The sequence below is a fragment of the Salinisphaera sp. SWV1 genome, assembly GCF_052044155.1.
GTDB lineage: Bacteria > Pseudomonadota > Gammaproteobacteria > Nevskiales > Salinisphaeraceae > Salinisphaera.
Genome location: NZ_JBQDYE010000017.1, coordinates 40,095 through 65,849 on the forward strand (window position 1 = coordinate 40,095; position 25,755 = coordinate 65,849).

The following is a 25,755-nucleotide window of genomic DNA, read 5'->3' on the forward strand; positions in this document are numbered from 1 at the left end:
GAATATCATGGCTTCCGAATACGCGAGTTCCGCGCAGCAATCGCGCGATCCCTCGACCGACCCCCATCACGTGGTCGAAGGCGAGTTGACCTGGCTGGTGCGCGCGGTGGGGCTGGCCATCGGCGGCCTGCTCGCGGTGGGCGTGATTCTCGGGCTGTACCACGGGCTGACCTTCGGCGGCGGCGTGCGCAGCCAGCTCGCGCACGGGCTACTGGTCGCGCAGGTCATGTTCGCCGCGGTGCTGATCATGCTCGGCAGCATCGTCGAGGGCTTCGGTTTCGGCCTGGCGCTGGGCACGCGCTGGCCGTATACCAAGAACATCGTGGTACTCATGCTGCGCGGCGATCCCGAGGCCGCGCACCGTGTGGTGGCCACACTCGTGGGCCTGGTCGGCGTGGCGCTCGCGATCACGCACCCGGCCTACGAGATGTTTCTCGGGCTCGGCTTGATCGTGGCCACGGCACTGTTCGGCATGGGCGTGCTGTATGTGCTGGCCGGGCGCGCGCCGGCCATCGTGCACGGCACCCACGGCCTGCTCGCTTATCTGGTTTTCATGGCCTATCTGTTGCCGCTGGCGCACGCCAACATCGGGCTCGGGCTGTATCTGAAGATCATCATCCCGACCCATCCGCTGCTGTTCGCCGTCTTCATGGGCGGCGTGGTGACCGGCGGGCGCGGCTTCGGCGAGGCGCTGGGCCAGTTCACCGTGCCCGAGCGCAAGCCGCAATGGATCGTGGCCCTGCATGGCATCGCCGGGCTGATGGTGGTCGGTACGCTGGGCTGGTACATGCCGACCTATCCGGTCGCCTTCGCGCTGGTTCTGGTGCAGGTGGGCGTGGGCTTCCTGTTGTTCCAGGCGGTGAATCTCAAGCCCAAGGCCCCGGGCGCGATCGTGGCGTTCCACCAGATCATGGCGTTGCTGATCACCACCGCCATCGTGATGCAGTGGCAGTTCTGATCTGACCGGCCGGCCCGGCCCGGATCGAGCGCCGGCCGGCGCGTTGAACGCCGCTGAAAACGGCGTTCAACCCTGTTCGGTTCAGTCGCTGCGCCCGATGCGGCAGCATAGACGCACTGGCTTCGATGCAGGGCATGCCGATGTCGCGGCTGTCCGGGCCGCCTCTGATCATCGCGGCGGCCGCGTTCTGGGGCCTATCGGGCGGGCTGTCCGGTCTGCTCATCGAGCATGGCCGGGCACCGCTGCTCGTGGCCTTCTGCCGCGGCCTGATCGGCGGCGCGCTCATCCTGGGCTGGTGGCTTCTGGCGCCGGGGCGGTATCGCCGGCCGGACTGGCGCATGCTCGCCGCGTCGGCGATCGCCGGCGTGGGCGTCGCCGGCAATCTGGGGTTTTACTGCATCAGCATCGCGCATACCAGCGTGGCGGTCGCCGCGACGCTGCTCTATACCGCGCCGCTTTACGTGTATCTCGCTGCGCTCGTCATGCGTACCGAGCGTCCGCGCTGGCCGCGACTGCTCGCGCTGGCGCTGATCATTCTCGGTGTGGTCCTGCTGAACCGGGTCTTCCAGGTCGATCCCGCCAAGCTGTCGTGGCTCGGCATTCTCGCCGGGCTGGGCGGCGGGCTGTCCTATGCCGTGTTCATCTTCGGCTTCGGTCAGGCCACCCGATACGGCCGGCCGCCATCGGTGCTGGCGATCGCCTTTGCGGTATTCGTGGTGGTACTGCTGCCGCTGATCGATATCGGGCGCGCCGGCGCCGCGCTGGGGTCCGCCGATGTCGGGCTTTTCGTTGCCCTGGGGCTGGCCGGTGGCGGTCTGTCGTTTCCGTTGTATGTCGCCGGGCTGCGCGACACCTCGCCCGTGCTGGCCTCGGTGGTCGCGATGATGGAGCCGGTCACCGCCGCGCTGTTCGGTGTCGGTGTGCTGGGCGATACGCTCGCGCCACTGCAGCTCGTCGGCATGGCCCTGATCATCGGCATCGTCACCCTGCTCAGCGTACAGCGGGCACGCTCCCGGCAGGCCTGAGACGCGTTTCGCCGCCGCCGCGGCGCAGGCATAGTAGCGGCCATGACGCGTCTGGCCTGGCTGCTCACGCCTTCCATCGACCAGCTCTTGTTCTCGCTGCGGCTGTGCACGGCGATCGCACTCGCGCTTTATCTGTCGATGTGGCTGCAGCTGGACCGGCCCTACTGGGCCTCGCTGGAGGTGGCGGTGATGATCCAGCCGGTGCCCGGCATGGCCGTGGCCCGCGGCTTCGCCCGCGCCACGGGCACGATCGTGGCCGGCTGCGCGGGCCTGGCCATCATGGGTTTTTTCGGCCAGTACTACGCGCTCAGCGCCGCCGCGCTGGCGATCTGGGTGGCCTTCTGTGCGTTCTGGGCCAATCTGCTGCGCAACAATCTGTCCTATGGTTTCGCCATCGCCGGGTTCATTGCCGGGGTCACGGTGATGCTGTCGCACACGTTGTCCTCGCCGCCGTTCGATATCGCGGTGGCGCGCGTGTCCGAATGCGTGCTGGCGGCGATGGTCACCGCCGTGGTCAATGTGCTGTTCGCCCCGCCCACCGGCATGCGCAACTACTTCAACAGCCGGATCGCGCTGCTGCGGGATGTGGGACGCGAGTTCGCCGGACTGGCCGCATTATCGTCACGGCAATCGACCACGACCGGGCGCGTCGCCGGCACGGACGACCCACATCCCGCGCTGCAGGCGCTGGCAACACAGACGCTTGCACTCGAACAGACACGTCAATACGTGCGCTACGAGGCCCCGCAGTTCGCCAACTTCGATCGGATCGCCCGGCGACTGGATTACGACATTCTGTCACTGATCAGCGCAACCTCGTCGCTGCATATCTACCTGGCCGGGCGTACCGACACCGTCGACACCCGTCCGGTCGCCGCGCTCGCCGCGCCGGCGCATCGGTTGTCGGAACACCCCGAAGACGCCCAGGGTGCCAAACGGGCGTTCGACGAAGCGCACGACGCCATCCGCGCGTTGGCCGACGAGCCCGCCGAACACGGCCACGCTCGCAGTCTGGCCGATTACGTGGTGTTGAGCCGAACGCTGGGCTTGGCCAGCCGCGGCCGGGCGGCGATGACGACGCACGGATTGCTGATCGCCGAGCGTGAGCATCCGCGTGATCACATTTCCCGACGCTCGGAATTCGGCCAGCCGATGGACGTGCGTCAGGCGCTGCGCAACAGCCTGCGCACGCTCACCGCCGTATCGCTCGGCGGCGCTTTCTGGGTGCAGTTTCACGACCAGCTGCCGGCCGTGCTGCTGATGATTCTGCTGTCGGCGCTGACCACCATCTTCGCCACCCTGCCCAACCCGGTCGCGGCCGCCGGCGGGTTTGCCAAGGGCCTGACCATGGCCGCAGCGGCCGCCTTCGTGATCGATTTTCTGGTCCTGCCGCAGGCCGCCAGCTACGCCATGTTGATGCTGGCGATGCTGCCCGTGGTTTTCGTCGGCGGGCTGGCGATGGCGGTGCCCGACCCGGGGCTGGCGCTGCCGGGGCGGATCTCGGTGGTGATGTTCTCGCTGCTGGTGCATGTCCAGAACGGGGCCTTGCCCAGTTTCACCACTTATATTCAGATCGTGCTCGGCATTTTCGGCGCAATCGGGTTGACCGTTCTGGCATTCCGGCTGGTACTGCCGGTATCGCCGCGCCAGCGGCTGCGCGAACAGATGCTGGGCGTATTCGACGAGTTGGCCGGCGGCGGGCGGCACAGCCGCGAACGCTTCGAAACCCGGATGTACGACCGGCTGAATGCGCTGGCGCTCGATGAGATCGACGAGCCGTTCCGCTTCTCGGCGCGCCAGGCCGCACTGGCGGCCATCAACATCGGGCTGGAAGCGCGTTCACTGGTGGTGCTCGCCGAGCGTATCAATCTGCCGCCCGGCCTGGACGCGCACATTCGCGGCGAGCTGGACGCCCTGCGCGCCCTGTTCGCCGGGCGCCGCCCCGGCTCGATCGCGCAGATCGGCGATCGCGCCCGCGCCATGCACGATCTGGCGGAGCGTCTGCGGGGCCACGGCGAAGCAGGGACCAACCCGGCCGAGCGCCGGCTGGTCATCCGGGCGGCAATCTGCGCGGAACTGGTCTCCTCGGCGTTGTCCGACTATGTTCAGGCCTTCGCGCACGGCGAATCGCCGCTGGCCGAACCGGCCGGGGCCGCGGGCTGAGCGCTACCAGTCGTCCCAGCCGTCTTCGTCGAGATTCCTGAGCTTGCTGCGATCGACCCGGCGCATCGACGCCCTGGCACGCTGGTTCTGATACCAGAAGAACACAATCGCCACGATCGCGATCGCCACGGCCACCCCGATCACGATCCAGAATGTCGTCATGGCCACCCTCCGTATGTCTTCGCCGCATTATCGAACGCGGACCGCCAGCACGCCAACAACAGCTCGTATATTTTGTGATCACATTTTACGGCGTACACTGAGCCGACCATTCGCAGCACCGGAACCGACCGTGGCACGCAGCATTCAGACCATCAATCCCGCGACCGGCGAGGTCATCGAGACCTATCCCCTGATGAGCGACGATACCGTCGACGCCCGGGTGACCGCCGCCCATGCCGCCTTCGCACAATGGAAGACCCGGCCGCTGGCCGAACGCGGCGACATCGTGCGCCGCATCGGCGAGCTGCTGCGCGAGCGCGAGAACGAACTGGCCGAGCTGATGACCCGCGAGATGGGCAAGCCGATCTCCCAGTGCGGCGGGGAAACCGGCCTGTGTGCGGCGATCTGCGATTACAGCGCCGACCACGCGGCCGACGTGCTGGGCGACGAAGAACGCGCGTTCGACGGCGGCCAGGGTCTGATCACCTACCAGCCGATGGGCGTGATCCTGGGCATCCAGCCCTGGAATTTTCCGGTTTATCAGGTCGTGCGCTATGCCATCGCCAGCATCATTGCCGGCAATGCCGTGCTGCTCAAGCATGCGCCCAACGTCTGGGGCACCGCGCTCGCGCTGGAGCGGTTGTTCGCCGATGCCGGCCTGCCGGACGGCGTGTTCACGGTGCTGCTGATCGACACCGACCAGACCGCACGCCTGATCGAGAACGACCATGTGCGCGGCGTCACGCTGACCGGCAGCCCGGCTGCCGGCCGCGCGGTCGGCGCCAAGGCCGGCGCCTGTCTGAAGAAATCGGTGCTCGAGCTCGGCAGCAACGATGCCTACATGATTCTCGCGGACGCTGATCTGGATAGCGCCGTATCGGCCTGCGTCCAGGGCCGGATCTACAATGCCGGCCAGACCTGCATCGCGGCCAAGCGTTTCATCGTGGTGGATGCGATCTACGACGAATTCCGCCGCCGGTTGTTCGAACAGCTCTCGGCGATCGAGTACGGCGACCCAACCGATCCGAACACCGCGCTCGGCCCGCTGGCCCGCGCCGACCTGCGCGACAATCTGCACGATCAGGTCCAGCGCTCGATCGCCGCGGGCGCGACCTGCGCGCTCGGCGGCGAGCGGCCCGAAGGCCCCGGCAGCTTCTACCCGGTCACCCTGCTCGAGGACGTGGCCGCCGGCACGCCGGCCTACGAGGAAGAACTGTTCGGCCCGGTGGCGGTGCTGATCCGGGCAGCCGACGAGGCAGACGCGATCCGTATTGCCAACGATTCGCGCTATGGCCTCGGTGGCGGCGTGTTCGCCGGCGATCGCGCCCGCGCCACCCATATCGCCCGCGATCTGTTCGACACCGGCATGGTCAACGTCAACGGCTTCAACATGGCCCAACCGGAACTGCCCTTCGGCGGCGTCAAGGACAGCGGCTACGGCCGCGAGCACGGCGGCTTCGGCATGCGCGAGTTCGTCAATATCAAGTCGGTGATGATCGCCGAATAGGCGGGGGCTTCCCGCGGCCAACGGCAGCCCGCAGGCTGCCGTTCGTCCTTGCTGCCTAGGCGATCCGCGCCGGCGTCAGCGCGCGGTCCAGCCGAGATCCATGTCCCAGGCCGCGCCGGTCACCGCCGCCGCGGCATCCGAGGCGAGATACGCCACCGTCGCGGCCACTTCGCTCGGCTCGATCAATCGCTTGATCGCCGCGCCGGCCAGCATGATCTCGCGGATGACATCGTCTTCGTTCATGTCGTGCAGACGCGCCTGATCCGCGACCTGATCCTGGACCAGCCGGCTGCGAACATAAGCCGGGCACAATGCATTGACGGTGATGCCGTGGGCGCCGCCCTCGAGCGCCGCGGTCCGGGTCAGACCGATCAACCCGTGCTTCGCACTTACGTAGGCCGCCTTGCCCGGCGAGGCGACCTTGGCGTGAATGGACGCGATGTTGACGATCCGGCCCCAGCCAACGGCGCGCATGTGCGGCCAGGCCGCCTGGGTGAGCACGAACGGCGCGGTGAGCATCAGATCCATCATCATTCGCCAGCGTGCTTCCGGAAACGATTCAATGTCGGCCACATGCTGGATACCGGCATTGTTGACGAGAATATCGAGCCGCCCAAACCGCCGCACGGCTTCCGCCACCGCGTCACGGCAGGCCAGGCCATCGGTGAGATCGGCGGCGAAGAAATACGCCCCCAGGGCGTCCACGGGCCGGTGATCGGCGGCCGGCAAGTCCACGACGAGTACCTCGTCGCCGCGCGCGCGAAGCGCTTCGGCAACGGCGAAACCGATGCCGCTGGCGCCGCCGGTGACCAGCGCGGCCCGGCCCGAGGCGGGCACGGACGAGGGGTTGACGGTCGAGTTCGACATGGCAATAAAAGCTGCAGGCGGAATGACCCGGTCAATATCGGTCAGCCGAAACCGCCCCGCAAGGCCATGGTCCGTCTTGATGATGTACGACAGGCCGCGGGCTGAATAAGCCAGGGCATTTTGTCCGCCAATGCACGCGAATAAGACGGAAGATCAAGGCACTGCTGATTCATTTGCGCGCGCACTCGCGCCGTCAGGCCCTTGACTGAACTTTGTGCACAATAAACGACTGGTACGTTGCGACCCGGGCCCGGCTGGGCATACTTGACGTTGAAACGACGAATGGGCCAAGGCCCCCGCATCAGGACAGCTGCCATGAGCCACGCCACAATCGACGACCGCATCGCCATCGACCCGGCCGTCCTCGCCGCGGTGCGCGCCCTGGCGGCCGGGCCCAAGCGGCGGATACTGGGGCTGGTCGGCGCGCCCGCTTCGGGCAAGTCGACCCTGGCCGCGGCAATGGCAGCCGCGCTGGCGGGCCGGGCCGCCAATATTCCCATGGATGGATTTCATCTGTCGCAGCGGCAACTGGACATCCTGGGCCGGGCAGAGCGCAAGGGGGCCCCAGACACCTTCGACGGCGACGGCTATCGTGCCCTGCTGGCCCGAATCCGCACGGCCGCGGGCACCGGCGAGATCGTCTATGCACCCGGTTTCTACCGCGAGCTCGAGGAGCCGATCGCCGCCAGTCTGGCGGTGCCGCCCGACACACCGCTGGTCATCACCGAAGGCAATTATCTGCTGCTCGACGAGGCCCCCTGGCCGGCTGTCGCCGCCGAGCTCGACGCCGTCTGGTATCTCGATGTCGAAACCGCCCGTCGCGAGCATTGGCTGGTCGCCCGACATATGCGCTTCGGCCGCAGCGAGTCCGAGGCCCGCGCCTGGATGGCCGCCACCGACCGCCCGAACGCGGAACGCATCGTGGCCAGCGCGTCTCGTGCCGATCGCATGTTGTACTGGGACGGTACCTGCGTGCGTTTCAGCGAACCGGCGACATAGCAATACCGGCGGTCGCGGCGCTTCGCATCGCCGGCGGAATACGGGGCTCCTTGTCTTGGCGCCATCTTGCACGCGCCGGGCGGAAGGCGCATCTTGCTCTTGCAGGCAATGAAACATGTATCGGGGTCGCGCCGCGGCCTCGCGGCGCCGGCAGGTGGAAACGGACATGAATTCGTTATTTACGCCGCAGCGGTCAAACCGCGCCGGGCGCGCGTGCCCGGGGCTGGCTGCATTGCTGGTCGCCGGCGCCATGCTGGTCCCGGCAAGCGCCGCCGCGGCCACTTCTTCGGGCCAGTACTGCCTGCGGCAATGGCCCAACGATCACAATACCTATCTACTCTGCCAGCAGCTTCAGAATCGCAACCAGCTGGAATTCCGGCAGTTCCTGGCCCAGCACGACCTGAGCGAGAAGATGCTGGACCAGGGCCGCATACCCGACAAGCCGGCCGCCAAGGCCGCCCAATACTGCCGGGACCGCTGGGCCCCTGACTATCAAGGCATCTGGAGTTGCATCAAGCGCCGAACCGACAAGCCCGATTAGGGCCTGCGGGTGGCCGTTGCCGCTTCGTGGCCAGGCCGCGGCCCAAAAAAGCCGGGCGAATGACCCGGCTCTCGGGATAGGCGACAGACCAGGGTTAGCTTTGGGTCTTGAGGCTATTGGCCTTGGGATTGCGACCGGAGCCCTTGGTATTCTGCGTGGGCGCCATCCGCGGCAGCATCGACGTGTGGCCGGCGCCGGATTTCATCTGACCGCTGCTGCCGCTCATCGCGTTGCCGCCCATCCGGGGCGCTTTGTTCGCGGCCGGGTTGGCACCCGACCCGGTTGTATTCTGCGTCGGCGCCATGCGCGAGGTCATGGCATTGCTGCCGGGCGTTCCGGCCTTTTCGTGCAGGGACGCCGCGCCGGTGGCCGGCTGCGCATCGCTCGTATCGGCGGCAACCGCGACACTCGCGGCCATGAGGCCGAGCGCGCCGGCCGCCAGGCCGATGGCGATGAATGACGTATGGGCGGGGCGCTGTATGAAACGCATCGAGTTCTCCTGTCGCGGCATATGGCCGTCCGTTTTATTCAAGGGAAACAGTAATTACGCTGCTCCCTTTAAAAAAGCAATTCGAACGAATGACTCGACCGGAATAAAAATGGTATTTCAATTTATAGTCAATAAGTTGCATTGCATATCGCTCGCCGGCCGGCGGCCGTAATTAACGATACCGCGCCGGCCTCAGCGTGCCGCGCCCAGCCCCGGGGCCATTGCACGACCTTGGCGATCCCGCTAAAACCGAACGGCGATCCTCCGCACGAGTACAGGGCATGATCGTTTCGGACAAACAGGATTTCCCGGTGACCCAGGCGCGTCGCGACCTGGAGCCGGGGCCGGTGGTCCTGCTGTCGTGCCGTCATGCCGGCGAGCACGACATCATGACGCTCGGCTGGCACACGATTCTCTCGTTCTCGCCTTCGCTGGTGGGGCTGATGATTTCGGGCGGCAACCACAGCCATCGTCTGATCCGCGCTTCGGGCGTCTGCGGGATCAACGTCCCGAGCGCCGATCTCGTCGACACGGTCTGTCGTGTCGGCAACACCACAGGCCGGGAGATCGACAAGTTCAGCGCCTTCGGCTTGACCGCGATCGAGGCCGAGCGCGTCGATGCACCGCTGATCGGCGAGTGCCATGTCTGCTTCGAGTGCCGGTTACACGACGACACCCTGGTGGCCGGCTACGATTTCGTAGGGCCCGTTGCCGTTTCGTACACGTGCCGCGTTGGAGACCGCAAATCCGTCGAGACAAGACGCGCAACGCCGTATCGGGACCCTGGCTGATTTTATGGGCGGCCCAACCCGAAGGGACAAGCGCCCCAAGATTAACGACACGACGGCAATACAGCGTTGGTGCTCTCTCACGTAGAACAACTACGCTACGTTCGCTACGCCTCGTCCTGCCGCAAAACTGCGCTTGGCGCGGACGCGGACGAAACGGCAACAGGCCCATGTATTCGAGATCGTGAAGGCCCGTGTCGCGACGACCCCGCCAGTGCCCGAGATGCTGCGTTACACCGGCGACGGCGTGTTCCGGTTGTCGCGCGACATGATCGAAAGGCGCGCCCTGTTCCGGCCGGAACTGCTGCTTTGAGCGACCGTTGCCATGTCGCTCGGTGCCACGCCGACGCCAGCCTTGACCGCGCCGGGGGTCGCAAGCGAATCTGACCCCCCTGCACGTGCCCACACCATGAACGTACCGACCCCGTCCTCGCATGCCGGCCAGGCCATCCATACCCGGCGCAATCTGGCACTTTACGACACCGTAGTGCTGCGAGCCTCGAACCGCTGGGTCTGGCGCTGCCCGACGTCCAGACTGCGCGCCGATTACGATCGCCACGTGGCCGCCGCCCATCTCGACGTCGGCGTCGGCACCGGTTATTTCCTCGACCATTGCCACTTCCCCGTGCCCAGGCCGCGTCTGACGCTGTTCGACCTCAACGCCGAGACACTGGCGCATGCTGGGGCGCGCATCGCCCGCCATGAACCGCGCACCGAGCGTGTCGATGTGCTGGCCCAGATCACGGTCGAGACCGAGCCCTTCGGTTCGATCGCGATGAACTACCTGCTGCACTGCCTGCCTGGGCCGATGACCTACAAGGCCCGCGCCTTCGATCACCTGATGCCCTATCTGGCGCCGGGCGGCGTGCTGTTCGGCGCCACCATCCTGTCCGAGGGCGTACGTCGTTCGTCCGCGGCGACACGGTTGATGGCGCTCTACAACGCCCGCGGCATCTTCGACAACGTCGACGACAGCCTGATTGGCCTGCGCGACGAACTCGAGGCCCGGTTCGATGATGTACGGATGATCGTGACTGGCTGCGTGGCGCGATTCGCGGTTCGACAACGCAGCGGCCATCATCGCCCGCAGGCGCCGACCGGACGCAGCGCTTGAACCAGCTGCTACCCGTGCTGGATCTGGCGGGCACATTCGTGTTCGCGATCAGTGGCGCGATGGCCGGCGTGAACAAGCGGCTCGACATATTCGGCGTCGCCGTACTGGCGTTCGCGGCCGGCAACGCCGGCGGCATTCTGCGCGACGTCCTCATCGGCGCGACGCCGCCAGCCGCGATCGGCCATTGGCGCTATGTGGTGGTATCGCTGATCGCGGCGCTGGTGGCTTTTTTCGGCCACCGTCGGGTCGAACGCATCCAGAGCCCGGTCTCGATCTTCGATGCCGCCGGCCTGGCGTTGTTCGCCGTGGTCGGCGCCCGCAAGGCGCTGGATTTCGGCCTGCACCCGATCATGGCGGCCGTGCTCGGCATGCTCACCGGGATCGGCGGCGGCATCGTGCGCGATATTCTGCTGGCGCGCATCCCGGCGGTGCTGCACGCCGAACTCTATGCCGTGGCTGCGCTCGCGGGGGCCGCGGTGGTCGTACTCGGCGCGGTTCTGGCGCTACCGCCGGCGGCTACGGCCATTGCCGGCGCCGCCCTGTGCTTCGGCCTGCGCTTCATGGCGCTGCGCCACGGCTGGCGGCTGCCCGTGCCCCGTTTGCCGGACTAGGGCCTGTTGCCGTTTCGTCCGCGTCCGCGCCAAGCGCAGTTTTGCGGCAAGACGAGGCGTAGCGAACGTAGCGTAGTCGTTCTACGTGAGAGAGCTACAACGCTGTATTGCCGCAAAACAGCGCTTGGCCCGAAGGGTTGGGCCGCAAATCCGCCGATACGGCGTTGCGCGTCTTGATCGTGGCTCGCCACGACCGGCGACGCGCGCCTTGTCTCGACGGATTTGCGGTCTCCAACGCGGCACGTGTACAAAACGGCAACAGGCCCTAGGGCCGGGAAATTCCGCGTCGACTTCACGCGCCTGTGGCCACCGCGGGCGCGCCATGTCGGACTGATATCACGCGTTCCAATCGATCTCGGCCCGACACCGAGACGTCGAATCTGGCGCGGCGTCAGCTTTCGCGTGGCGAGTGCCGGCTTTTGGCGTCGGCGCGGGATCGCCCGATCAGCCGGGGCGATTTTTCCGGAAACAGGCCTTCCGGGCGAACCAATAGAATGACCTGCAGCAGCAGACCGATCAGAAATATCCGCACGGCGCCGGCCTGGGTGGCGAGCCCGCCGGGCAAGAGGTCGGTCAACAGGCTGGAGAACGACCAGACCAGCCACACCAGAAAGGTACCTACCAACACGCCGACGTTGTTGCCGCTGCCGCCGGCGATCAGCATCACCCATATCAGGAACGTGCCGTATTCCGGCCGGAACGCTTCCGGGCTGATGAAGCCGATGGAACTGGCATAGAGCGCGCCGCCGAGGCCCATGAAGGCCGACCCGACCACGAATGCCTCGAGCCGAAACCGCGTGACGTACTTGCCCGCCGCCATGGCGGCGTCTTCGTTCTCGCGGATACCACGCAGCACGCGCCCCCAGGGCGAAACCCGCGCCCGCTCGACCAGCCAGTAGAGCACAACGATCACGACCAGCACGACAATCAGCAGTACCAGCTGGCTGTCGGCATGAAACGGCGACGGAATACCGGCGATGCCGCGCACGCCACCGGTCAGATCACCGGTATTCTTGATCACCAGACGGATGATTTCGGCGATGCCCAGCGTTGCGATGGCGAGATAATCCGATCGTAAGCGGATCGTGGCGGCGCCGATGACAAAGGCCACTGCCCCCGACATGATCATCGCCGCGATCGCGCCCACCGGCAGCGGCAATGAAAAGCCGCCCCAGTGCTCCGGGTCCGGTGCACCGGTCAGCAGCGCGCTGGCATAGGCCCCGATGGCAAAGAAGCCGGCGATGCCGAGGTTGAACACGCCCGACAGACCCCACTGCAGGTTCAGGCCGAGGGCCAGGATGCCGAAGATGCCGGCCGTGGCGAGAAAGTACAGGCCGTAATGGTAAAGACCGAGGTAACTCATAGACTGATGCCCTTGAGCAGGCCCTGCGGGCGGAGGATCAGTACGCCGATCATGATGACGAACGCCACGGCGAGCTTGTAGGCCGAGGGCATGATCAGTACAGAATAATTCATCGCCAGACCGATGACGAGGCCGCCGAGAATGGCGCCATAGGGCCGGCCGACGCCGCCCAGGATGGTCGCGGCGAAGATCGGCAGCAGCGTGTTCCAGCCCATGGTCGGGATCAGGCGGGTGTCCATGCCGAGCAGAATGCCGGCGACCGCGGTCAGCGCCCCGGCGAACACCCAGGTCCAGAAGATCACCCGTTTGACGGGCACACCCGACAGCCGCGCCAGATCGACGTTATCGCTCATCGCGCGCATGGCCTTGCCCATCTTGGTATGGGCGAGGAAAAGATGCACCACGACCACCATCACCACCGCGCCAACGAGCACCTTGAGGCTGTCCGGGGTGACCACGAGACCGGCCACGCGATAGGGAATGCTGATGCCGGTCTCGTAGACCTGGTTGTCCGGGCCCCAGATGATCTGGACGAGCGCGCGCAGCATGAGCGCGGTCGCAAACGAGGAGATCAGCAGGATCACCGGTGCCACGCGACGCATGCGACGGTAGAACAGCTGGTCGAGAATCACCGCGATCACCGAGGTCAGAATGATCGCCGGAAGCGCGGCCAGCCAGAGCGGCCAGCCCAGCCAGTGGACGAAAGTGAAGGCGATGTAGGCCCCCACCGTCATCAGGTCGCCGTGGGCGAAATGCGCAAACCGCAGCACGCCGAAGATCATGGTCAGCCCGATCGCGCCGAGCGCCAGAATGCTGCCCAGCACGATGCCGTTGTAGGTCAGCTGCAGTATGTCCATCCCTATCGTCCCCCCAGGAACATGTCCGCGACTTCCGGATCGGCGAGCAGGGCTGCGCCGGTATCCTCGTGCCGGTTCTGACCGGTAGCCAGCACGTAGCCGCGATCGGCGATGCGCAGCGCCTGCTTGGCGTTCTGCTCCACCATGAGAATGCTGATGTTCTGTGCGTTGATCTCCTTGATCCAGTCGAACACCTGATGCACGTAGGCCGGCGCCAGACCAGCGGTGGGTTCGTCGAGAAAAAGCAGCTTCGGCTCGATCATCAGCGCGCGGCCCATCGCCACCATCTGGCGCTCGCCGCCCGACATCAGCCCCGCCGGCTGGCGGCGACGCTCCTTGAGGCGCGGGAACAGATCGAAAATGCGCTCCATCTGGGGGCGCGCGTCATCCTTGCGGATATAGGCGCCCATCTCCAGGTTTTCCTGAACGCTGAGCGTCGGGAACACGTTGCGTTCCTGCGGTACGTAGGACATGCCCTTGTGCACCAGCCGGTCCGGGCTGACGTTGGTGATGTCCTCACCGGCCAGGCGTACGCTGCCGGCATTGATCCGCACGAGGCCGAAGGCGGCCTTCATCAGGGTCGACTTGCCGGCGCCGTTGGGGCCGACGATGACCACCAGCTCGCCCGCCCGAACTTCCAGGTCCACGTCGTGCAGAATGTTGACGTCGCCGTAGCCACCGCTGACCTTCTCGACCGCCAGCATGGGTTGATTGCGCTCACTCATCAGGCCGCCTCGCCGCCGAGATAGGCATCGATGACCTGCCGGTTACTGCGCACGCTGTCGAAATCGCCCTGCGCGATCACGCTACCGTTGGCCATGACCACGACCGGATCGCACAGGCGTCCGATCAGGTCCATATCGTGCTCGATCACGCAGAAGGTATAGCCGCGCTCGCGATTGAGCCGCTCGATCGCCTCGGCCAGCGTGGCCAGCAACGTACGATTGACCCCTGCGCCGGGCTCGTCCAGCAGCACCACCTTGGCGTCGGTCATCATGGTGCGACCAAGCTCGAGCAATTTTTTCTGGCCGCCGGAGACATTGCCCGCCTTCTGGTCGGCCACGTGCGCGAGATTGAGAAAGCCGAGCACATCGTCGACCCGGTCCAGCAGCGCGTGCTCTTCAGCCTTGACTTGCCCCCAGTGCAGCCAGGACTGCAGCAGACTCTCGCCGCTCTGGCCTTCGGGCACGAGCATCAGGTTCTCGCGAATGGTCATGCGCGAGAATTCGTGCGGCGTCTGGAACGTGCGTACCAGGCCGCGCCGGAACAGCCGGTGCGGCGCGACGCCGGCGACGTCCTCGCCATCGAGCAGGATGCGCCCCGAATCGGGCTTGATGAAGCCGGCGACGATGCCGAACAGGGTGGACTTGCCGGCGCCGTTGGGCCCGATCAGCCCCGTGATGCTGCCCTTGGCGACCTCGAATGAGCATTCATTGACGGCACGAATACCGCCGAACGACTTGGATATCTTCTCGATTTTTATCAAAGCGGGACCCGTCCAACGAATCGGAACACCGCGCACCGCCAACCGCCACCGCCCGCGCTACCTGCCTGCACACGGAGAGGCGACGATGCGCGCCCTCGGCACATCGCGCCAACGCAGACGACCCGATCCAGCGGGGTCGGGTCGTCTGCGATCGCGATGTCGATCGTCTACTGCTTGGACGGCGTGAAAATATTGACCGTCTGGATCTTGCCGTTCTTGATGGCCCACTTCGCGTAGCTGCCGGCGACATCGCCATGCTGATCGAAGTTCTCGTCACCGGCGGCACCGACATAGTCGATTTTCTTGCCGGCCTGCAGCAGCTTGACCGCCTTCTTCCATTGGCCGGGATAGATCTTGACGCCGGGCGGATCCGCCACGTCGCGCAGATGATCCTTGATCGCCTTGCTATCGGTGGTCGTCTTGGCGTCCTCGGCGGCGAGCGCAAGCAGATAGGTCGCGTCATAGGCGGTGTCGATATAGGGCTGCGGTGGCAACTGACCGTAGGCCTTCTTGTAAGCCGCCTCGAAATGCTTGGCCGCCGGCGTATCGGTATTGGCCTGCGGGACCGTACCCAGCGAACCGTTGAGGTACTTCGCGCCCAGATTCTTTACCAGCGTCGTCGATTTCATGCCGTCGGCGAAGAAGAACCGGTTGAACTTACCGCCTTCCAACGACTGACGCAGGATCGTCTGACCGTTCTCCGGATAGCCGATGAGCACCAGCGACTGGGTCGAACCGTCGCCGTAGGCCTGGCTGATTTCCGCATCGTAGGAGGCCTGTTTCTGTTCATAGGCGGCCGAGGCCACGACGCTGCCGCCATCGGCCTTGTAGGCCTTGGCGAAGGCATCCTTCAGCCCTTCGCCGTAATCGTTGTTGACATAGATGATGCCGACCTTGTTCACGCCGGCGTCGTGCACGACCTTGGCCAACGCCACGCCCTGGAACGCATCCGAAGGAATGGTGCGGAACAAATAGTCGTCGTCATCCAGATGGGTGATCTTGGGCGACGTGGACGCGGTCGAAATCTGTGGAATATGGTTTGGCTTGCTTACCGACAGGGCGATCGGGATCGTCACGCCGCTGGACATGGCGCCCACCAGGCCCACCACGCTGTTCGCGTTCACCAGCTTCTGCGCCGCCGCCACGCCCGGTTGCGGCAGGGTCTGGGTATCCCCCGAATAGATCTTGACCGGCGAGCCGAGCACGCCGCCAGCATCATTGATTTCCTGCGCGGCGAGTTTGACGCCGTTCAGGCCTGGCCCGCCCTGGGACTGCAGGTCGCCAGTCAAGGCCAGTACTGCACCAAGACGCAGCGGCGTCTGAGCGGCCATGGCCGCCAACGGTGCACAGCCGGCGGCCAGAGCGGCGACCGCGATCCATTTTTTATTGATCATGGAATCTCCCTTTATTCTGTTTATCGAGTTAATCAAAATGCCACATTGAGCATGCGCGTTGACGCGAGCAAACTCTGTACCATCTTTGTCGTATTCAGCGTCAGTCGCGCTGTCGACAGGCAGCAAACATCGCGCCACGTCGGCAGGCCCCATGCCCGCGGTGCCGGCTGTACGCCGCGGTCAGGCCGCTATCCCCGCAATTATCGAACGCCCGGGGCGAAAGGAATTTCAGCGCGCAATGCCGGCGCGTGCGGCAGGAATTTCGAGGAAAAACGACCCGATTCCGATCCCTGGAGATACGTCGCGGGCGATATGCGAATCGAGGATAGGCAGCCCGGCGCCGCGCGCCGGACCGAATGGATGTCACCGGACCGATCATGAGGGGCCGTGCGGCCCGGGAACATACCAACCCGACCAGCGAGCGACGCCGACCCTGCGTAGGCGCGGCACCGGCCGATCCGCTGCAGCCTCCATGGCCGGCGCATGTACGGCCAACCCGAGCCCGGGACACCGGGCGCCCATCCACCGATGCCGACCTACAGACTTGTGCCAACCGACACGCCGCCCGCGGCCGCTCGGCCCGCGGGCGATCTGCATCATTCCCCGATCGCCATCTCCGGCGGCGCCTGGGTGAAGCCGCGCGTCAGCCAGGCCAGCATGGCCAGGCCGAGCACCAGCCAGATCCCGCCAACGACATGCGCGGGCGTATCGAGGCTGAACAGCAGATAGGCATCGACCGCGGCACCGAGCAGCGGCACGATGAACCAGCCAAACACGTTACCGACGCTGGTATGCGAGCGTTCGCGCCAGAAGTGCACGATCACGCTCAGGTTAACCAGCGTGAAGGCGCTGAACGCCCCGAAGTTGATGAACGAGGTCGAGGTACTCACGCTCATGCCGATCGCGGCCAGGCCGACGATGCCGATCAACGCAATGCTGAACACCGGCGTGTGCAGCTTCGGTGCCACGAAGGCGAACACGCGCCTGGGCAGTACGCCGTCACGGCCCATGGCGAACAACAGGCGCGAGGCGGTGGCCTGGGCGGCGATGCCGGAGGCGAACTGGGTGACAACCATGCCGGCGATGAACAACGAGGCGAACAGATTGCCGCCGATCGTCATCGCGATTTCGTAGGCCGCCGAGTCGGTTTCCTTGAAGTGCGTGCCCGGATGCGCCAGCTCGACCGCGTAGCTGGTGATGATGAACACCACGCCGCCGATCAGCGCGGTGATGATCACCGCCCGCGGGATATTGCGCTTCGGATCCTTGGTTTCCTCGGTGAGCGTGGTCACGGCATCGAAACCGATGAAGGAATAGGCCGCCAGCGCCGCGCCCGCGGAGATCGCCGCCACCGACGTGTGCGGATTGAAGAACGGCGTGAGCGCCGTGGCGCCGGTATCGCCGGCGAAGAAATGGCCGAAGCTCAGGGCCACGAAGATCACCAGCACCAGGATCTGGAACGCCATGAGTACGAAATTCACGCCCGTGGCCACTTTGATGCCGATGATGTTGAGCGCCGTGGTCAGCCCGATGAAGGCGACGATCCACACCCAGTTCGGCACCCCCGGAAACTCGGGCGAGAGAAACGCGGCCCCGATCAGCCAGATCACCAGCGGCAGGAAGAAATAATCCAGCAGGATCAGCCAGCCGGCGAGAAAGCCGAGCTTCGGCCCGATGCCCTTGCCGACATAGGTATAGGCCGAGCCGGAGACCGGATAGGCGCGCGCCATGCGACCGTAACTGTACGCCGTGAACAGCATCGCGATCAGGGTGACGATATAGGCCGTGGGCACCGTACCGTTGGAGGCCTCGGCCACCACGCCGAACGTGCCCAGCACGATCATCGGCGCCATATAGGCCACCCCGGTGAGCACCACCGAACCGAGCCCGAGGCTCCGTTCCAGGGTGGGATTATGATTGGCTGATTCGCTCATCGCACGGACTCCCGTTGTGCCTGAATTGTCGATCGTTACCGGCCACGGGACCCGGGCGGGCAAACACATCCAGCACGCACGGCAACGGAGCGCGACGACGCATCGACATCTCGCGTTGACCCATCTCGGAACTGGCGTCCTGGCATTCTGGCTTACCCCCGAATCCGGCGACGCCGGATCGTGATCACATTAGCAGGGGACTTCGTGCGTTGACGATTCGCCCATTCGCCAATATGACATCGGCACCGAAGCATGAAACATGCCGTCCGGCCGTCGCGTGCCGGCCGGAACCCGGCCTCTGAGGCCTGTCTTGATCATGTCCGACACGCAGCGGGCTGCATCCGCTGGGCATTTTGTCCGCAAATACACGCGACTGAGCGCAAATGAAAAGTAGAATCAAGGCATTGCTGCTTCAGGTGCGCGAGCTAGGCAGCGAACGGCGGGCGGGCAGGCGACGGCGGCTCGTCGTCGCGGTGATTGCCGTGCTCGTTGGCCGCGGGGCGCGCCAGGTCGGGCCAGTCGGCCGGCGTCAGCGGCACCAGCCCGTGCGCCGAGCGCGCGCGGTCACACTGCGGACTGGCCTGCCCGAATTCCCAGGACGCCGCGACCTCGCGGCAAACGCTCGGCCGGCGCTCATAGATACGACAGTGCGCGGCGCGACCGATCTCGGCCGCCAGGGCCACACAACGCGTCGGCGCATTGCGCGTTCCCCGCATCACCAGGCGGTGCGGATCGAGGGCTTCGGTCAGGGCGGCCGGCACACCTTCGTGGCTCGGCGATGCCTCGGTTTCCAGCCAGTGAAAGGCCACACGATACGTGGCGCAGCACGCGCCACAGGTCATACACGGATGCATGGGCAATGGAATAGCCGCGCCGCGGCAGTGGTGACGATGCGATAGTGCCCGAAAGCGCGGCCCCGGTCGATAGCCGGCAAACCGGCGCGCTGCCGTACCATGACGGCTCCTGTCCACTTCACAGTCCGGCCACGGCATGAACGATTCGGCATTGATGATCTGGAGCCTACTGTTCGGCGCGGTCGGGATCGGCTTTTTCACCTACGGCAGTCGCCAGAAAGCGATCATGCCCTGGATGGTCGGTACGCTGTTAATGATCGACCCTTGGTTTATCACGAATACCTACCTTCTGGTCGCCGTCGACGTCGTTCTGATCGGGCTCGCCTGGTGGATTCGGCTGTGAGGCAGGCGGGCACCGTCAGCCGCCGCCCGGCAGAAAACGCGGTTTGAGAATGCCTTTGAGTTGATCGCAGGGGATCGCGAGCATCGGCTCGCCGACAGCTATCAGATCATCTTGCAACGGAACAAGGCGATGATCGGCCGCACCTCAGTGGCCTACTCGGTATTCGTCGCCCTCGTCGGCCGGGCGAATTAGAGCAAGGGCCGATGACGGGTAACAGCCGGTGAGCAGGCTGACCCGCGAGTTGTACGAAGCGACCTCCCCGCCTGCCCTTCAACGAGATCACCCGGGGCGACAACGGCCACGCTGGCATCAAGGGGTTCCGGGACGGGATGCTGGCCAGGGCTGTCTCGACGGGCGTGGTTTCGTCAGCACCGTCGGCGTAGGACCGAAGCCGGAACGCCGGGCAAAAAAAACGGGCCGGGGAAAACCCCGGCCCGCCTTCGTTCCTGCGTGGAATCGCTACTTAGAGCGGGACCACGTTGTTGGCGCAGGGGCCCTTCTTGCCTTCGCCAACTTCGAACTCGACGGCCTGGCCGTCGTTGAGCGTGGCGAAACCGCCGCCGCTCTGAATTTGGGAATGATGCACGAACAGATCGTTGCTGCCGTCTTCAGGAGCGATAAAGCCGAAGCCTTTTTCGGAGCTGAACCACTTCACTGTGCCTTTGGACATAATTTACTCTTGGTATCTAACCGATTTTGATTAATGCAGTTGCCTGCGGGTCCCACCATACGCGGATGTCGGCGCATGCACGAACGCTTTATTGCACGGCAACCGGCCGGGCCGGGGTATTTCGCCGGCCGGCCGGCCCGGGGCGACTCGGCCTCCATCGCTGCCCGCATAGAAATAAATAATATTTTTCAGAAACTTATAAATGAAATAACGCCGCCCCGCCATGTCGGGCCGGCCATCGCCGACGCCCCTTTCCGGCGGCAAACCGGCGTTCGATTTATTTCGCCGGCGACCAAAAACCCGGGATTGTTGCGCAAATTCCGCGCGCGAACGGGTGATCGGCTCAGGATTTGCGCGCCTGTGCGAGCCAGCGATCCAGTGCGTTGGCAAACGCCTGACGTTCGCGCGGGCCCAGCGGCGGCATGCCACCGCCGTGGATACCACTGCCGCGCAACGTGTCCATGAAATCGCGCATGGTCTGTTTGGCCGCGATGTCATCGGCCGAGAAGACCTCGCCACGCGGGCTCAGCGCGGCGCCGCCCCGTTCCAGGACGGCCGCCGCCAGCGCGATGTCCGAGGTGACAACCAGATCGCCGGCTTCCAGACGCTGGGCGATCTCGTCGTCGGCCACGTCGAAGCCCGCGGCCACCTGCACGGCGCTGACCTGCGGCAGACGCGGCACCTTCAACGGGCGATTGGCGACCAGCGTCACGGCCGTGCCGGTGCGCCTGGCCGCGCGATAGAGCGTCTGTTTCACTGCGACGGGACAGGCGTCCGCATCCACCCATATCTGCACGTTGCTCTCCCGGAACGACTCCGCCGGACGGCGCCGTACTCGCGGCGCCAGACGCCGTTTCCTGGTCCCATGATCACACGGATATCCCGGCCAGGTGATGCATCCTCCGTGCAAAGCGCCGCGCGCCGAGACCGCCGCGTCGCGATATGGCCCAGACAAGGGCGGGGTTTTTTCGGTATTTTCTCTGTGTTTCCCCTACTGGACGTTGTCATGAGCAAACAGAAGATCGGCGTGATCGGCATGGCCGTAATGGGCCGCAATATTGCGCTGAACATCGAGTCCCGCGGCTATGCCGTCTCGGTCTACAACCGCTCGCGCGAGAAGACCGACGAAGTGATCGCCGAGTCGCCGGGCCGCAATCTGGTGCCGACGTTCTCGCTCGAGGACTTCGTAGCGTCACTGGAAAAACCGCGCCGGATCCTGATGATGGTCAAGGCCGGTACCGGCACCGACAAGGTGATCGAACAACTCAAGCCGCTGCTCGAGGACGGCGACATTCTCATCGACGCCGGCAACACCTTCTTTCAGGACACCATCCGCCGCAACAAGGAACTGGCCGAATCCGGCCTGCACTTCATCGGCACCGGCGTGTCCGGCGGCGAGGAAGGCGCGCTCAATGGGCCGTCGATCATGCCCGGCGGCCAGCGCGAGGCCTACGACATGGTCGCGCCGATCCTCGAGCAGATCGCCGCTCGCGCGCCGGACGGCACGCCGTGCGTCGCCTACATCGGCCCGGACGGCGCCGGCCATTATGTGAAGATGGTGCACAACGGCATCGAATACGGCGACATGCAGCTCATCTCCGAGAGCTACGCCATGCTCAAGCACGTTGCCGGCATGTCCAACGCCGAGCTGGCCGCGACCTTCGCCGAATGGAATACCGGCGAGCTCGACAGCTACCTGATCGAGATCACCGCCCAGATCTTCCTCAAGAAGGACGGCGAGACCGGCAACGATCTGGTCGACATGGTGCTCGACCGCGCGGCCCAGAAGGGCACCGGCAAGTGGACCAGCCAGAGCGCGCTCGATCTCGGCGTGCCGCTGCCGCTGATCACTGAATCGGTGTTCGCGCGGGTGCTGTCCTCGCTCAAGACCGAGCGCGTGGCGGCTTCCAAGCAGCTCACCGGCCCCGATCCGAAGATCGACATCGGCGACCGCGATGCCTTCATCGAAGCGGTGCGCAAGGCGCTTTATTTCTCCAAGATCATTTCCTATGCCCAGGGCTTCGCCCAGATGCGCGCCGCCGCCGAGGAATACGACTGGCCGCTGGACTACGGCGCCATCGCCGGCATCTTCCGCGCCGGCTGCATCATCCGCGCGGGCTTCCTGCAGAAGATCACCGATGCCTACGCCAGCAACCCCGAGCTGACCAACCTGCTGCTCGACCCGTACTTCAAGGACATCGCCGATCGTTATCAGGATGCGTTGCGCGAAGTGGTGGGTACGGCGGTGAAGGCCGGCGTGCCGGTGCCCTGCTTCGCCTCCGCGATCGCCTACTACGACGGCTACCGCGCCGACCGGCTGCCGGCCAACCTGCTGCAGTCCCAGCGCGATTTCTTCGGCGCCCACACCTTCGAGCGCGTGGACAAGGACGGCAGCTTCCACGAACAGTGGAGCGAGTGAGGCGCGACTAGCGCATCAGCGGGCCCGGCGCCGGGAAAGCACCGGGCCGCTGCACAAGCGCTGAGTACGACGGCGCAACTCAAAGCTCCTCCAGATAATCCCAGAGTTCCTGCGCGCGTGCGTAGACCAGCGCGTTGCGGGCATGGCCGACCGTCAGCACCGATGACGTGCCATGCGATTGCCGCGTGAACGTCGTGTTGAGAAACGCGAATTCGGCGTCGCGATATTTCAGCCATCGGCGCTGCGACGCACGCAGCGCGGTCTGCTGCTCCGGCGAGAGGCGGGCCATCAGCATCCGATAGGCCGTGTTCAGTTCGTGATCCAGCGCCTTGGCCTTGGCGACCGACGCCTGGCTCATGTCGGCCGTGGTCCGGGCGTGATCGATACGCTGCTGATATGCCTGCATGCGTTGGTGAAAAGCGCCGAGATAATCCGGCGTATCCGGGTTATCCACCGCGCCGGCTACGCTGCAGAACAACAGCAACGCCAGTGCCCAATGTTTCATGGTCTTGCCTCCACGTGGAACGTCCCGTTCTTTAGAGGCAATCTACACGCCCGACGCGCCACCCGGGCGCGCCCGATTCAATCGGCGTTCGTCGGCTCGCCCATCGGGTGGCGCATCAGCTCCTCGGCGAAGCCGAAGCGCGTCATGTCGGTCATGCGCTCGGGGTAGAGCACGCCCCGCAGATGATCGTATTCATGCTGCACCACGCGGGCATGAAAACCCTCGGCCTCACGCTCGATCGAGGCGCCGGTCTCATCCAGCCCGCGGTAACGGATGCGCTGCCAGCGCGGCACATAGCCCTGCAGGCCGGGAATGGACAGACAACCTTCCCAGCCACCGACCTGTTCGTCGCCGATCGGCTCGATCTCGGGATTGATCAATACCGTCAGCGGCACGCCGTCTTCGTTCGCGTCGCCGGCGGCTCGCGATGGCGGCACGAAGAACATCAGTACCGCGCTGGTCGCATACACCTGCGGCGCCGCCAGGCCAACGCCCTGGGCATCGGCCAGCGTCTCCTTCATGTCCGCGATCAGGCGCTGAATCTCGGGATCGGACACATCCGACACAGCCGTGGTGGGCCGGCGCAGCACGGGGTGGCCCATGCGCGCGATCTTGCGTATCGCCATATGCTTCGTTGGCCGTGAACCTGCGCGCCAGAATACAGGCGCGCGCCCGTCCCGGGCAGCCCCGGCCACGTGCTCGGCTTGCAACTCAGTCCGCCGGCCCGGCGGCACCCCGGTTTGCGAGCATCATCGATTCGAAGAAATCGGAGAACGCCGCGACGCGTGGCGGCAAGCGCTGATACGGCGGGTAATAGAGCGTCAGCCAGATCGGCGGGGGTGACCACTCGGGCAGCGCGCGCACCAGCCGGCCGGCCGCCAGCGCGTCGGCGACGATGAACTCGGGCAACAGCGCCACGCCGTCACCCGCCGCCGCCATGCGGGCCAGAAATTCACCGTTGTTCGCACAGATCGGTCGCCCGGCGGGCACATCAACGTGTGTGGTGCCATGCGATAACCGCCAGGTTTCGCTCCGGCCGTCGGGGCTGAAGCCGAGACAGGCATCGCGCGGCAGATCGTTGGGATGAACCGCCGCGGCGAATGGTGTGTCGGGCGCAGCGACGAGAAACCGCTCGATCGGACAGATCTTGCGCCAGATCGTGAACTTGTCGTTCGGCGGCCCGGAAATCCGCACGGCCAGATCGAAATCGCCTTCCACGATATCCACCATTTCGTCCGACAGCGACACCTCCGCCTGGATGTTCGGATGTTGCGAGCGAAAGGCCGAGAGCACCGCAGGCAACACCCGCATCCCGAAAGACATGGGCGCGTTGATCCGCAGCGTGCCGGCATCCGCGCGATGGGCATCGAGCAGCTCGCGGCGGGCCTCGCCCACCGCGGCCATCGCCGGGCGCAGCCGCGCGGCATAGGCCGCGCCCGCGCTGGTCAGGCTGACCCGGCGCGTCGTGCGTACGAACAGCTGCACGCCAAGATCGCGCTCCAGCGCCGCGATCGTGCGCGTGACAGAGGCCGGCGTGACCCCGAGTTCGCGCGCCGCGGCCGCGAAATTATGGCTTTCGGCCGCAAGCAGGAAGGTACGCAGCGCCTTGAAATCGTCCATGTCGATTATTGCGACTCACGAAATAATATAACAAGGATTATGCCAATTCTCTGCGGGCGGGCGCGTTGCTAGATTAGTCGGCATACTTCCAGAAGCCGGCATCACGCTGGCAGGACGACTCGCATGATCACCCAGATTCAGGGCCTGCATCACATCACCGCGCTGGCGGCCGACGCCAACCGGAACAATCACTTTTTCACCGACGCGCTCGGCTTGCGCCGGGTCAAGAAAACGGTGAATTTCGACGAGCCCAGCGTCTATCACCTCTACTACGGCGACGAGGTCGGCACGCCCGGCACGGTGATGACTTATTTCCCGTTCCCGCGCGCGGCCCGCGGCACGCCCGGCACCGGTGAAGTCGGCGAGACCCAGTTCGCGGTCGCCCCCGGCGCCCTGGCGTTCTGGAGCGACCGCCTGAGCGAACTCGGCGCCACCGATCTGGCCCTGGATACCACCTTCGGCCAGCGCCGGCTGCGCTTTGCCGGGCCGGACGGCGACGGGCTCGCGTTGATCGAGCGCCCGGACGACACGCGCGATGCCTGGGCCGGCGGCGGCGTGCCGGACGAATCGGCGATCCACGGTTTCGCCGGCGCGCGGCTTCGACTGCAGGACGACGGCGCCACCGCCGAGCTGCTCGAATTCATGGGCTACGAGCGCGCCGAGCGCGAAGACCATATCACCCGGTTCGTGATGCCGAACGGCAACGGCGCGGACACGATCGACATAGCGGTGCTGCCGGGTACCGCCGCGGCGCGACAGGGCGCGGGCTCGGTCCACCACATCGCGTTCGCCGTGCCCGACCGCGCGACCCAGGCCGAGGTGCGCCAGGCCTTGCTGGATACCGGCTACCAGGTCACGCCGGTGATCGATCGCGATTACTTCTGGGCGATCTATTTCCGGACCCCGGGCGGCGTGCTGTTCGAGATCGCCACCAACGAACCGGGCTTCGACCGCGATGAAGACACCGCGCATCTCGGCGAGGCTCTCAAGCTGCCGGATCGCTACGAACCCTACCGCGAGCGGATCGCATCCCGTCTGGAGCCGATCACCGATTGAGAGCCTGTTGCTGCAGCCGAGCCTCGCGC

The 25,755-nt window shown here is 65.5% G+C and carries 28 protein-coding genes; 13 read left to right on the forward strand and 15 right to left on the reverse strand.

Features of this window, described 5'->3' with window-relative positions; genetic code table 11:
- The first annotated feature begins 7 nt into the window (after positions 1–7).
- The 3 genes from ACS8YF_RS09985 to ACS8YF_RS09995 all read left to right on the forward strand — a co-directional run bounded on the left by ACS8YF_RS09985 (position 8) and on the right by ACS8YF_RS09995 (position 4,146).
- The gene (locus tag ACS8YF_RS09985; protein WP_440850073.1) at positions 8–958 is read left to right on the forward strand and encodes a cytochrome C oxidase assembly protein; all 951 of its coding nucleotides are present in this window, start codon (positions 8–10) and stop codon (positions 956–958) included.
- A 134-nt stretch (positions 959–1,092) separates the two neighbouring features.
- The gene (locus tag ACS8YF_RS09990; RefSeq protein ID WP_440850074.1) at positions 1,093–1,983 is read left to right on the forward strand and encodes a DMT family transporter; all 891 of its coding nucleotides are present in this window, start codon (positions 1,093–1,095) and stop codon (positions 1,981–1,983) included.
- Between the two features lie 42 nt (positions 1,984–2,025).
- Positions 2,026–4,146 carry an FUSC family protein gene (locus ACS8YF_RS09995; RefSeq protein ID WP_440850075.1) on the forward strand — a complete coding sequence of 707 codons (2,121 nt, stop codon included), beginning with the start codon at positions 2,026–2,028 and terminating at the stop codon, positions 4,144–4,146.
- Between the two features lie 3 nt (positions 4,147–4,149).
- Here the strand turns inward: ACS8YF_RS09995 and ACS8YF_RS10000 are convergent, their stop codons facing one another.
- Complete coding sequence (locus tag ACS8YF_RS10000; protein ID WP_440850076.1) at positions 4,150–4,308, reverse strand: hypothetical protein; 159 nt, start codon at positions 4,306–4,308, stop codon at positions 4,150–4,152.
- Positions 4,309–4,438: 130 nt separating this feature from the next.
- Here ACS8YF_RS10000 and ACS8YF_RS10005 point away from each other — a divergent pair, with 130 nt between their 5' ends.
- Complete coding sequence (locus ACS8YF_RS10005) at positions 4,439–5,815, forward strand: NAD-dependent succinate-semialdehyde dehydrogenase (protein ID WP_440850077.1); 1,377 nt, start codon at positions 4,439–4,441, stop codon at positions 5,813–5,815.
- Positions 5,816–5,890: 75 nt separating this feature from the next.
- On the opposite strand, the gene ACS8YF_RS10010 is transcribed toward ACS8YF_RS10005, so the two are convergent.
- Positions 5,891–6,682, reverse strand: coding sequence for a 3-hydroxybutyrate dehydrogenase (locus tag ACS8YF_RS10010; RefSeq protein WP_440850078.1), 792 nt, complete (start codon positions 6,680–6,682; stop codon positions 5,891–5,893).
- A gap of 315 nt (positions 6,683–6,997) precedes the next feature.
- Between ACS8YF_RS10010 and ACS8YF_RS10015 the strand changes: the two genes are divergently transcribed.
- Positions 6,998–7,681, forward strand: coding sequence for a nucleoside/nucleotide kinase family protein (locus ACS8YF_RS10015; RefSeq protein WP_440850079.1), 684 nt, complete (start codon positions 6,998–7,000; stop codon positions 7,679–7,681).
- A gap of 166 nt (positions 7,682–7,847) precedes the next feature.
- Positions 7,848–8,222 (forward strand): hypothetical protein, encoded by a 375-nt coding sequence (locus tag ACS8YF_RS10020; protein ID WP_440850080.1) that lies wholly within the window; start codon positions 7,848–7,850, stop codon positions 8,220–8,222.
- Between the two features lie 94 nt (positions 8,223–8,316).
- Here ACS8YF_RS10020 and ACS8YF_RS10025 read toward each other — a convergent pair whose 3' ends face one another.
- On the reverse strand, positions 8,317–8,712 hold the full coding sequence (locus ACS8YF_RS10025; RefSeq protein ID WP_440850081.1) for a hypothetical protein: 396 nt from the start codon (positions 8,710–8,712) through the stop codon (positions 8,317–8,319).
- Between the two features lie 281 nt (positions 8,713–8,993).
- Here ACS8YF_RS10025 and ACS8YF_RS10030 point away from each other — a divergent pair, with 281 nt between their 5' ends.
- The 4 genes from ACS8YF_RS10030 to ACS8YF_RS10045 all read left to right on the forward strand — a co-directional run bounded on the left by ACS8YF_RS10030 (position 8,994) and on the right by ACS8YF_RS10045 (position 11,225).
- Complete coding sequence (locus ACS8YF_RS10030; protein ID WP_440850082.1) at positions 8,994–9,503, forward strand: flavin reductase family protein; 510 nt, start codon at positions 8,994–8,996, stop codon at positions 9,501–9,503.
- 181 nt (positions 9,504–9,684) lie between these two features.
- Positions 9,685–9,813: a hypothetical protein gene (locus ACS8YF_RS10035; protein ID WP_440850083.1), complete on the forward strand. Its 129-nt coding sequence runs from the start codon at positions 9,685–9,687 to the stop codon at positions 9,811–9,813.
- Between the two features lie 96 nt (positions 9,814–9,909).
- On the forward strand, positions 9,910–10,614 hold the full coding sequence (locus tag ACS8YF_RS10040; protein ID WP_440850084.1) for a class I SAM-dependent methyltransferase: 705 nt from the start codon (positions 9,910–9,912) through the stop codon (positions 10,612–10,614).
- The gene (locus ACS8YF_RS10045) at positions 10,611–11,225 is read left to right on the forward strand and encodes a trimeric intracellular cation channel family protein (RefSeq protein WP_440850085.1); all 615 of its coding nucleotides are present in this window, start codon (positions 10,611–10,613) and stop codon (positions 11,223–11,225) included. The genes ACS8YF_RS10040 and ACS8YF_RS10045 overlap by 4 nt, the downstream gene beginning before the upstream one ends.
- A gap of 391 nt (positions 11,226–11,616) precedes the next feature.
- On the opposite strand, the gene ACS8YF_RS10050 is transcribed toward ACS8YF_RS10045, so the two are convergent.
- The 7 genes from ACS8YF_RS10050 to ACS8YF_RS10080 form a co-directional block, all read right to left on the reverse strand.
- Entirely contained in the window at positions 11,617–12,588 is a 972-nt protein-coding gene (locus tag ACS8YF_RS10050; RefSeq protein ID WP_440850086.1) for a branched-chain amino acid ABC transporter permease, read from the reverse strand.
- A complete protein-coding gene (locus tag ACS8YF_RS10055) occupies positions 12,585–13,445 on the reverse strand; it encodes a branched-chain amino acid ABC transporter permease (protein WP_440850087.1) in 861 nt (286 codons plus the stop codon). The genes ACS8YF_RS10050 and ACS8YF_RS10055 overlap by 4 nt, the downstream gene beginning before the upstream one ends.
- A gap of 2 nt (positions 13,446–13,447) precedes the next feature.
- The gene (locus ACS8YF_RS10060; protein ID WP_440850088.1) at positions 13,448–14,170 is read right to left on the reverse strand and encodes an ABC transporter ATP-binding protein; all 723 of its coding nucleotides are present in this window, start codon (positions 14,168–14,170) and stop codon (positions 13,448–13,450) included.
- The gene (locus ACS8YF_RS10065; protein WP_440850089.1) at positions 14,170–14,931 is read right to left on the reverse strand and encodes an ABC transporter ATP-binding protein; all 762 of its coding nucleotides are present in this window, start codon (positions 14,929–14,931) and stop codon (positions 14,170–14,172) included. Before ACS8YF_RS10065 ends, ACS8YF_RS10060 begins: the two co-directional genes overlap by 1 nt.
- A gap of 167 nt (positions 14,932–15,098) precedes the next feature.
- Complete coding sequence (locus ACS8YF_RS10070) at positions 15,099–16,325, reverse strand: ABC transporter substrate-binding protein (protein ID WP_440850090.1); 1,227 nt, start codon at positions 16,323–16,325, stop codon at positions 15,099–15,101.
- A 596-nt stretch (positions 16,326–16,921) separates the two neighbouring features.
- Complete coding sequence (locus ACS8YF_RS10075; RefSeq protein ID WP_440850091.1) at positions 16,922–18,259, reverse strand: APC family permease; 1,338 nt, start codon at positions 18,257–18,259, stop codon at positions 16,922–16,924.
- 425 nt (positions 18,260–18,684) lie between these two features.
- Positions 18,685–19,113, reverse strand: a complete 429-nt coding sequence (locus ACS8YF_RS10080) for a YkgJ family cysteine cluster protein (RefSeq protein WP_440850092.1) — start codon at positions 19,111–19,113, stop codon at positions 18,685–18,687.
- 136 nt (positions 19,114–19,249) lie between these two features.
- On the opposite strand from ACS8YF_RS10080, the gene ACS8YF_RS10085 reads away from it, so the two are divergent.
- Positions 19,250–19,456, forward strand: a complete 207-nt coding sequence (locus tag ACS8YF_RS10085) for a hypothetical protein (RefSeq protein ID WP_440850093.1) — start codon at positions 19,250–19,252, stop codon at positions 19,454–19,456.
- Positions 19,457–19,919: 463 nt separating this feature from the next.
- Here ACS8YF_RS10085 and ACS8YF_RS10090 read toward each other — a convergent pair whose 3' ends face one another.
- Together ACS8YF_RS10090 and ACS8YF_RS10095 are read right to left on the reverse strand one after the other, a co-directional pair.
- Positions 19,920–20,126, reverse strand: coding sequence for a cold-shock protein (locus ACS8YF_RS10090; protein ID WP_109993088.1), 207 nt, complete (start codon positions 20,124–20,126; stop codon positions 19,920–19,922).
- A gap of 343 nt (positions 20,127–20,469) precedes the next feature.
- Entirely contained in the window at positions 20,470–20,922 is a 453-nt protein-coding gene (locus tag ACS8YF_RS10095; RefSeq protein ID WP_440850094.1) for a YaiI/YqxD family protein, read from the reverse strand.
- Positions 20,923–21,132: 210 nt separating this feature from the next.
- Between ACS8YF_RS10095 and gndA the strand changes: the two genes are divergently transcribed.
- Entirely contained in the window at positions 21,133–22,545 is a 1,413-nt protein-coding gene (gndA, locus tag ACS8YF_RS10100; protein WP_440850095.1) for an NADP-dependent phosphogluconate dehydrogenase, read from the forward strand.
- A gap of 79 nt (positions 22,546–22,624) precedes the next feature.
- Here gndA and ACS8YF_RS10105 read toward each other — a convergent pair whose 3' ends face one another.
- From ACS8YF_RS10105 to ACS8YF_RS10115, 3 genes are all read right to left on the reverse strand, one after another.
- Entirely contained in the window at positions 22,625–23,050 is a 426-nt protein-coding gene (locus tag ACS8YF_RS10105; protein ID WP_440850096.1) for a lysozyme inhibitor LprI family protein, read from the reverse strand.
- A gap of 77 nt (positions 23,051–23,127) precedes the next feature.
- Positions 23,128–23,676 carry a peptide deformylase gene (gene def / locus ACS8YF_RS10110; protein ID WP_440850097.1) on the reverse strand — a complete coding sequence of 183 codons (549 nt, stop codon included), beginning with the start codon at positions 23,674–23,676 and terminating at the stop codon, positions 23,128–23,130.
- An 85-nt stretch (positions 23,677–23,761) separates the two neighbouring features.
- A complete protein-coding gene (locus ACS8YF_RS10115; RefSeq protein ID WP_440850098.1) occupies positions 23,762–24,670 on the reverse strand; it encodes a LysR family transcriptional regulator in 909 nt (302 codons plus the stop codon).
- 123 nt (positions 24,671–24,793) lie between these two features.
- On the opposite strand from ACS8YF_RS10115, the gene ACS8YF_RS10120 reads away from it, so the two are divergent.
- Complete coding sequence (locus tag ACS8YF_RS10120) at positions 24,794–25,726, forward strand: ring-cleaving dioxygenase (protein ID WP_440850099.1); 933 nt, start codon at positions 24,794–24,796, stop codon at positions 25,724–25,726.
- Positions 25,727–25,755: the final 29 nt, after the last annotated feature.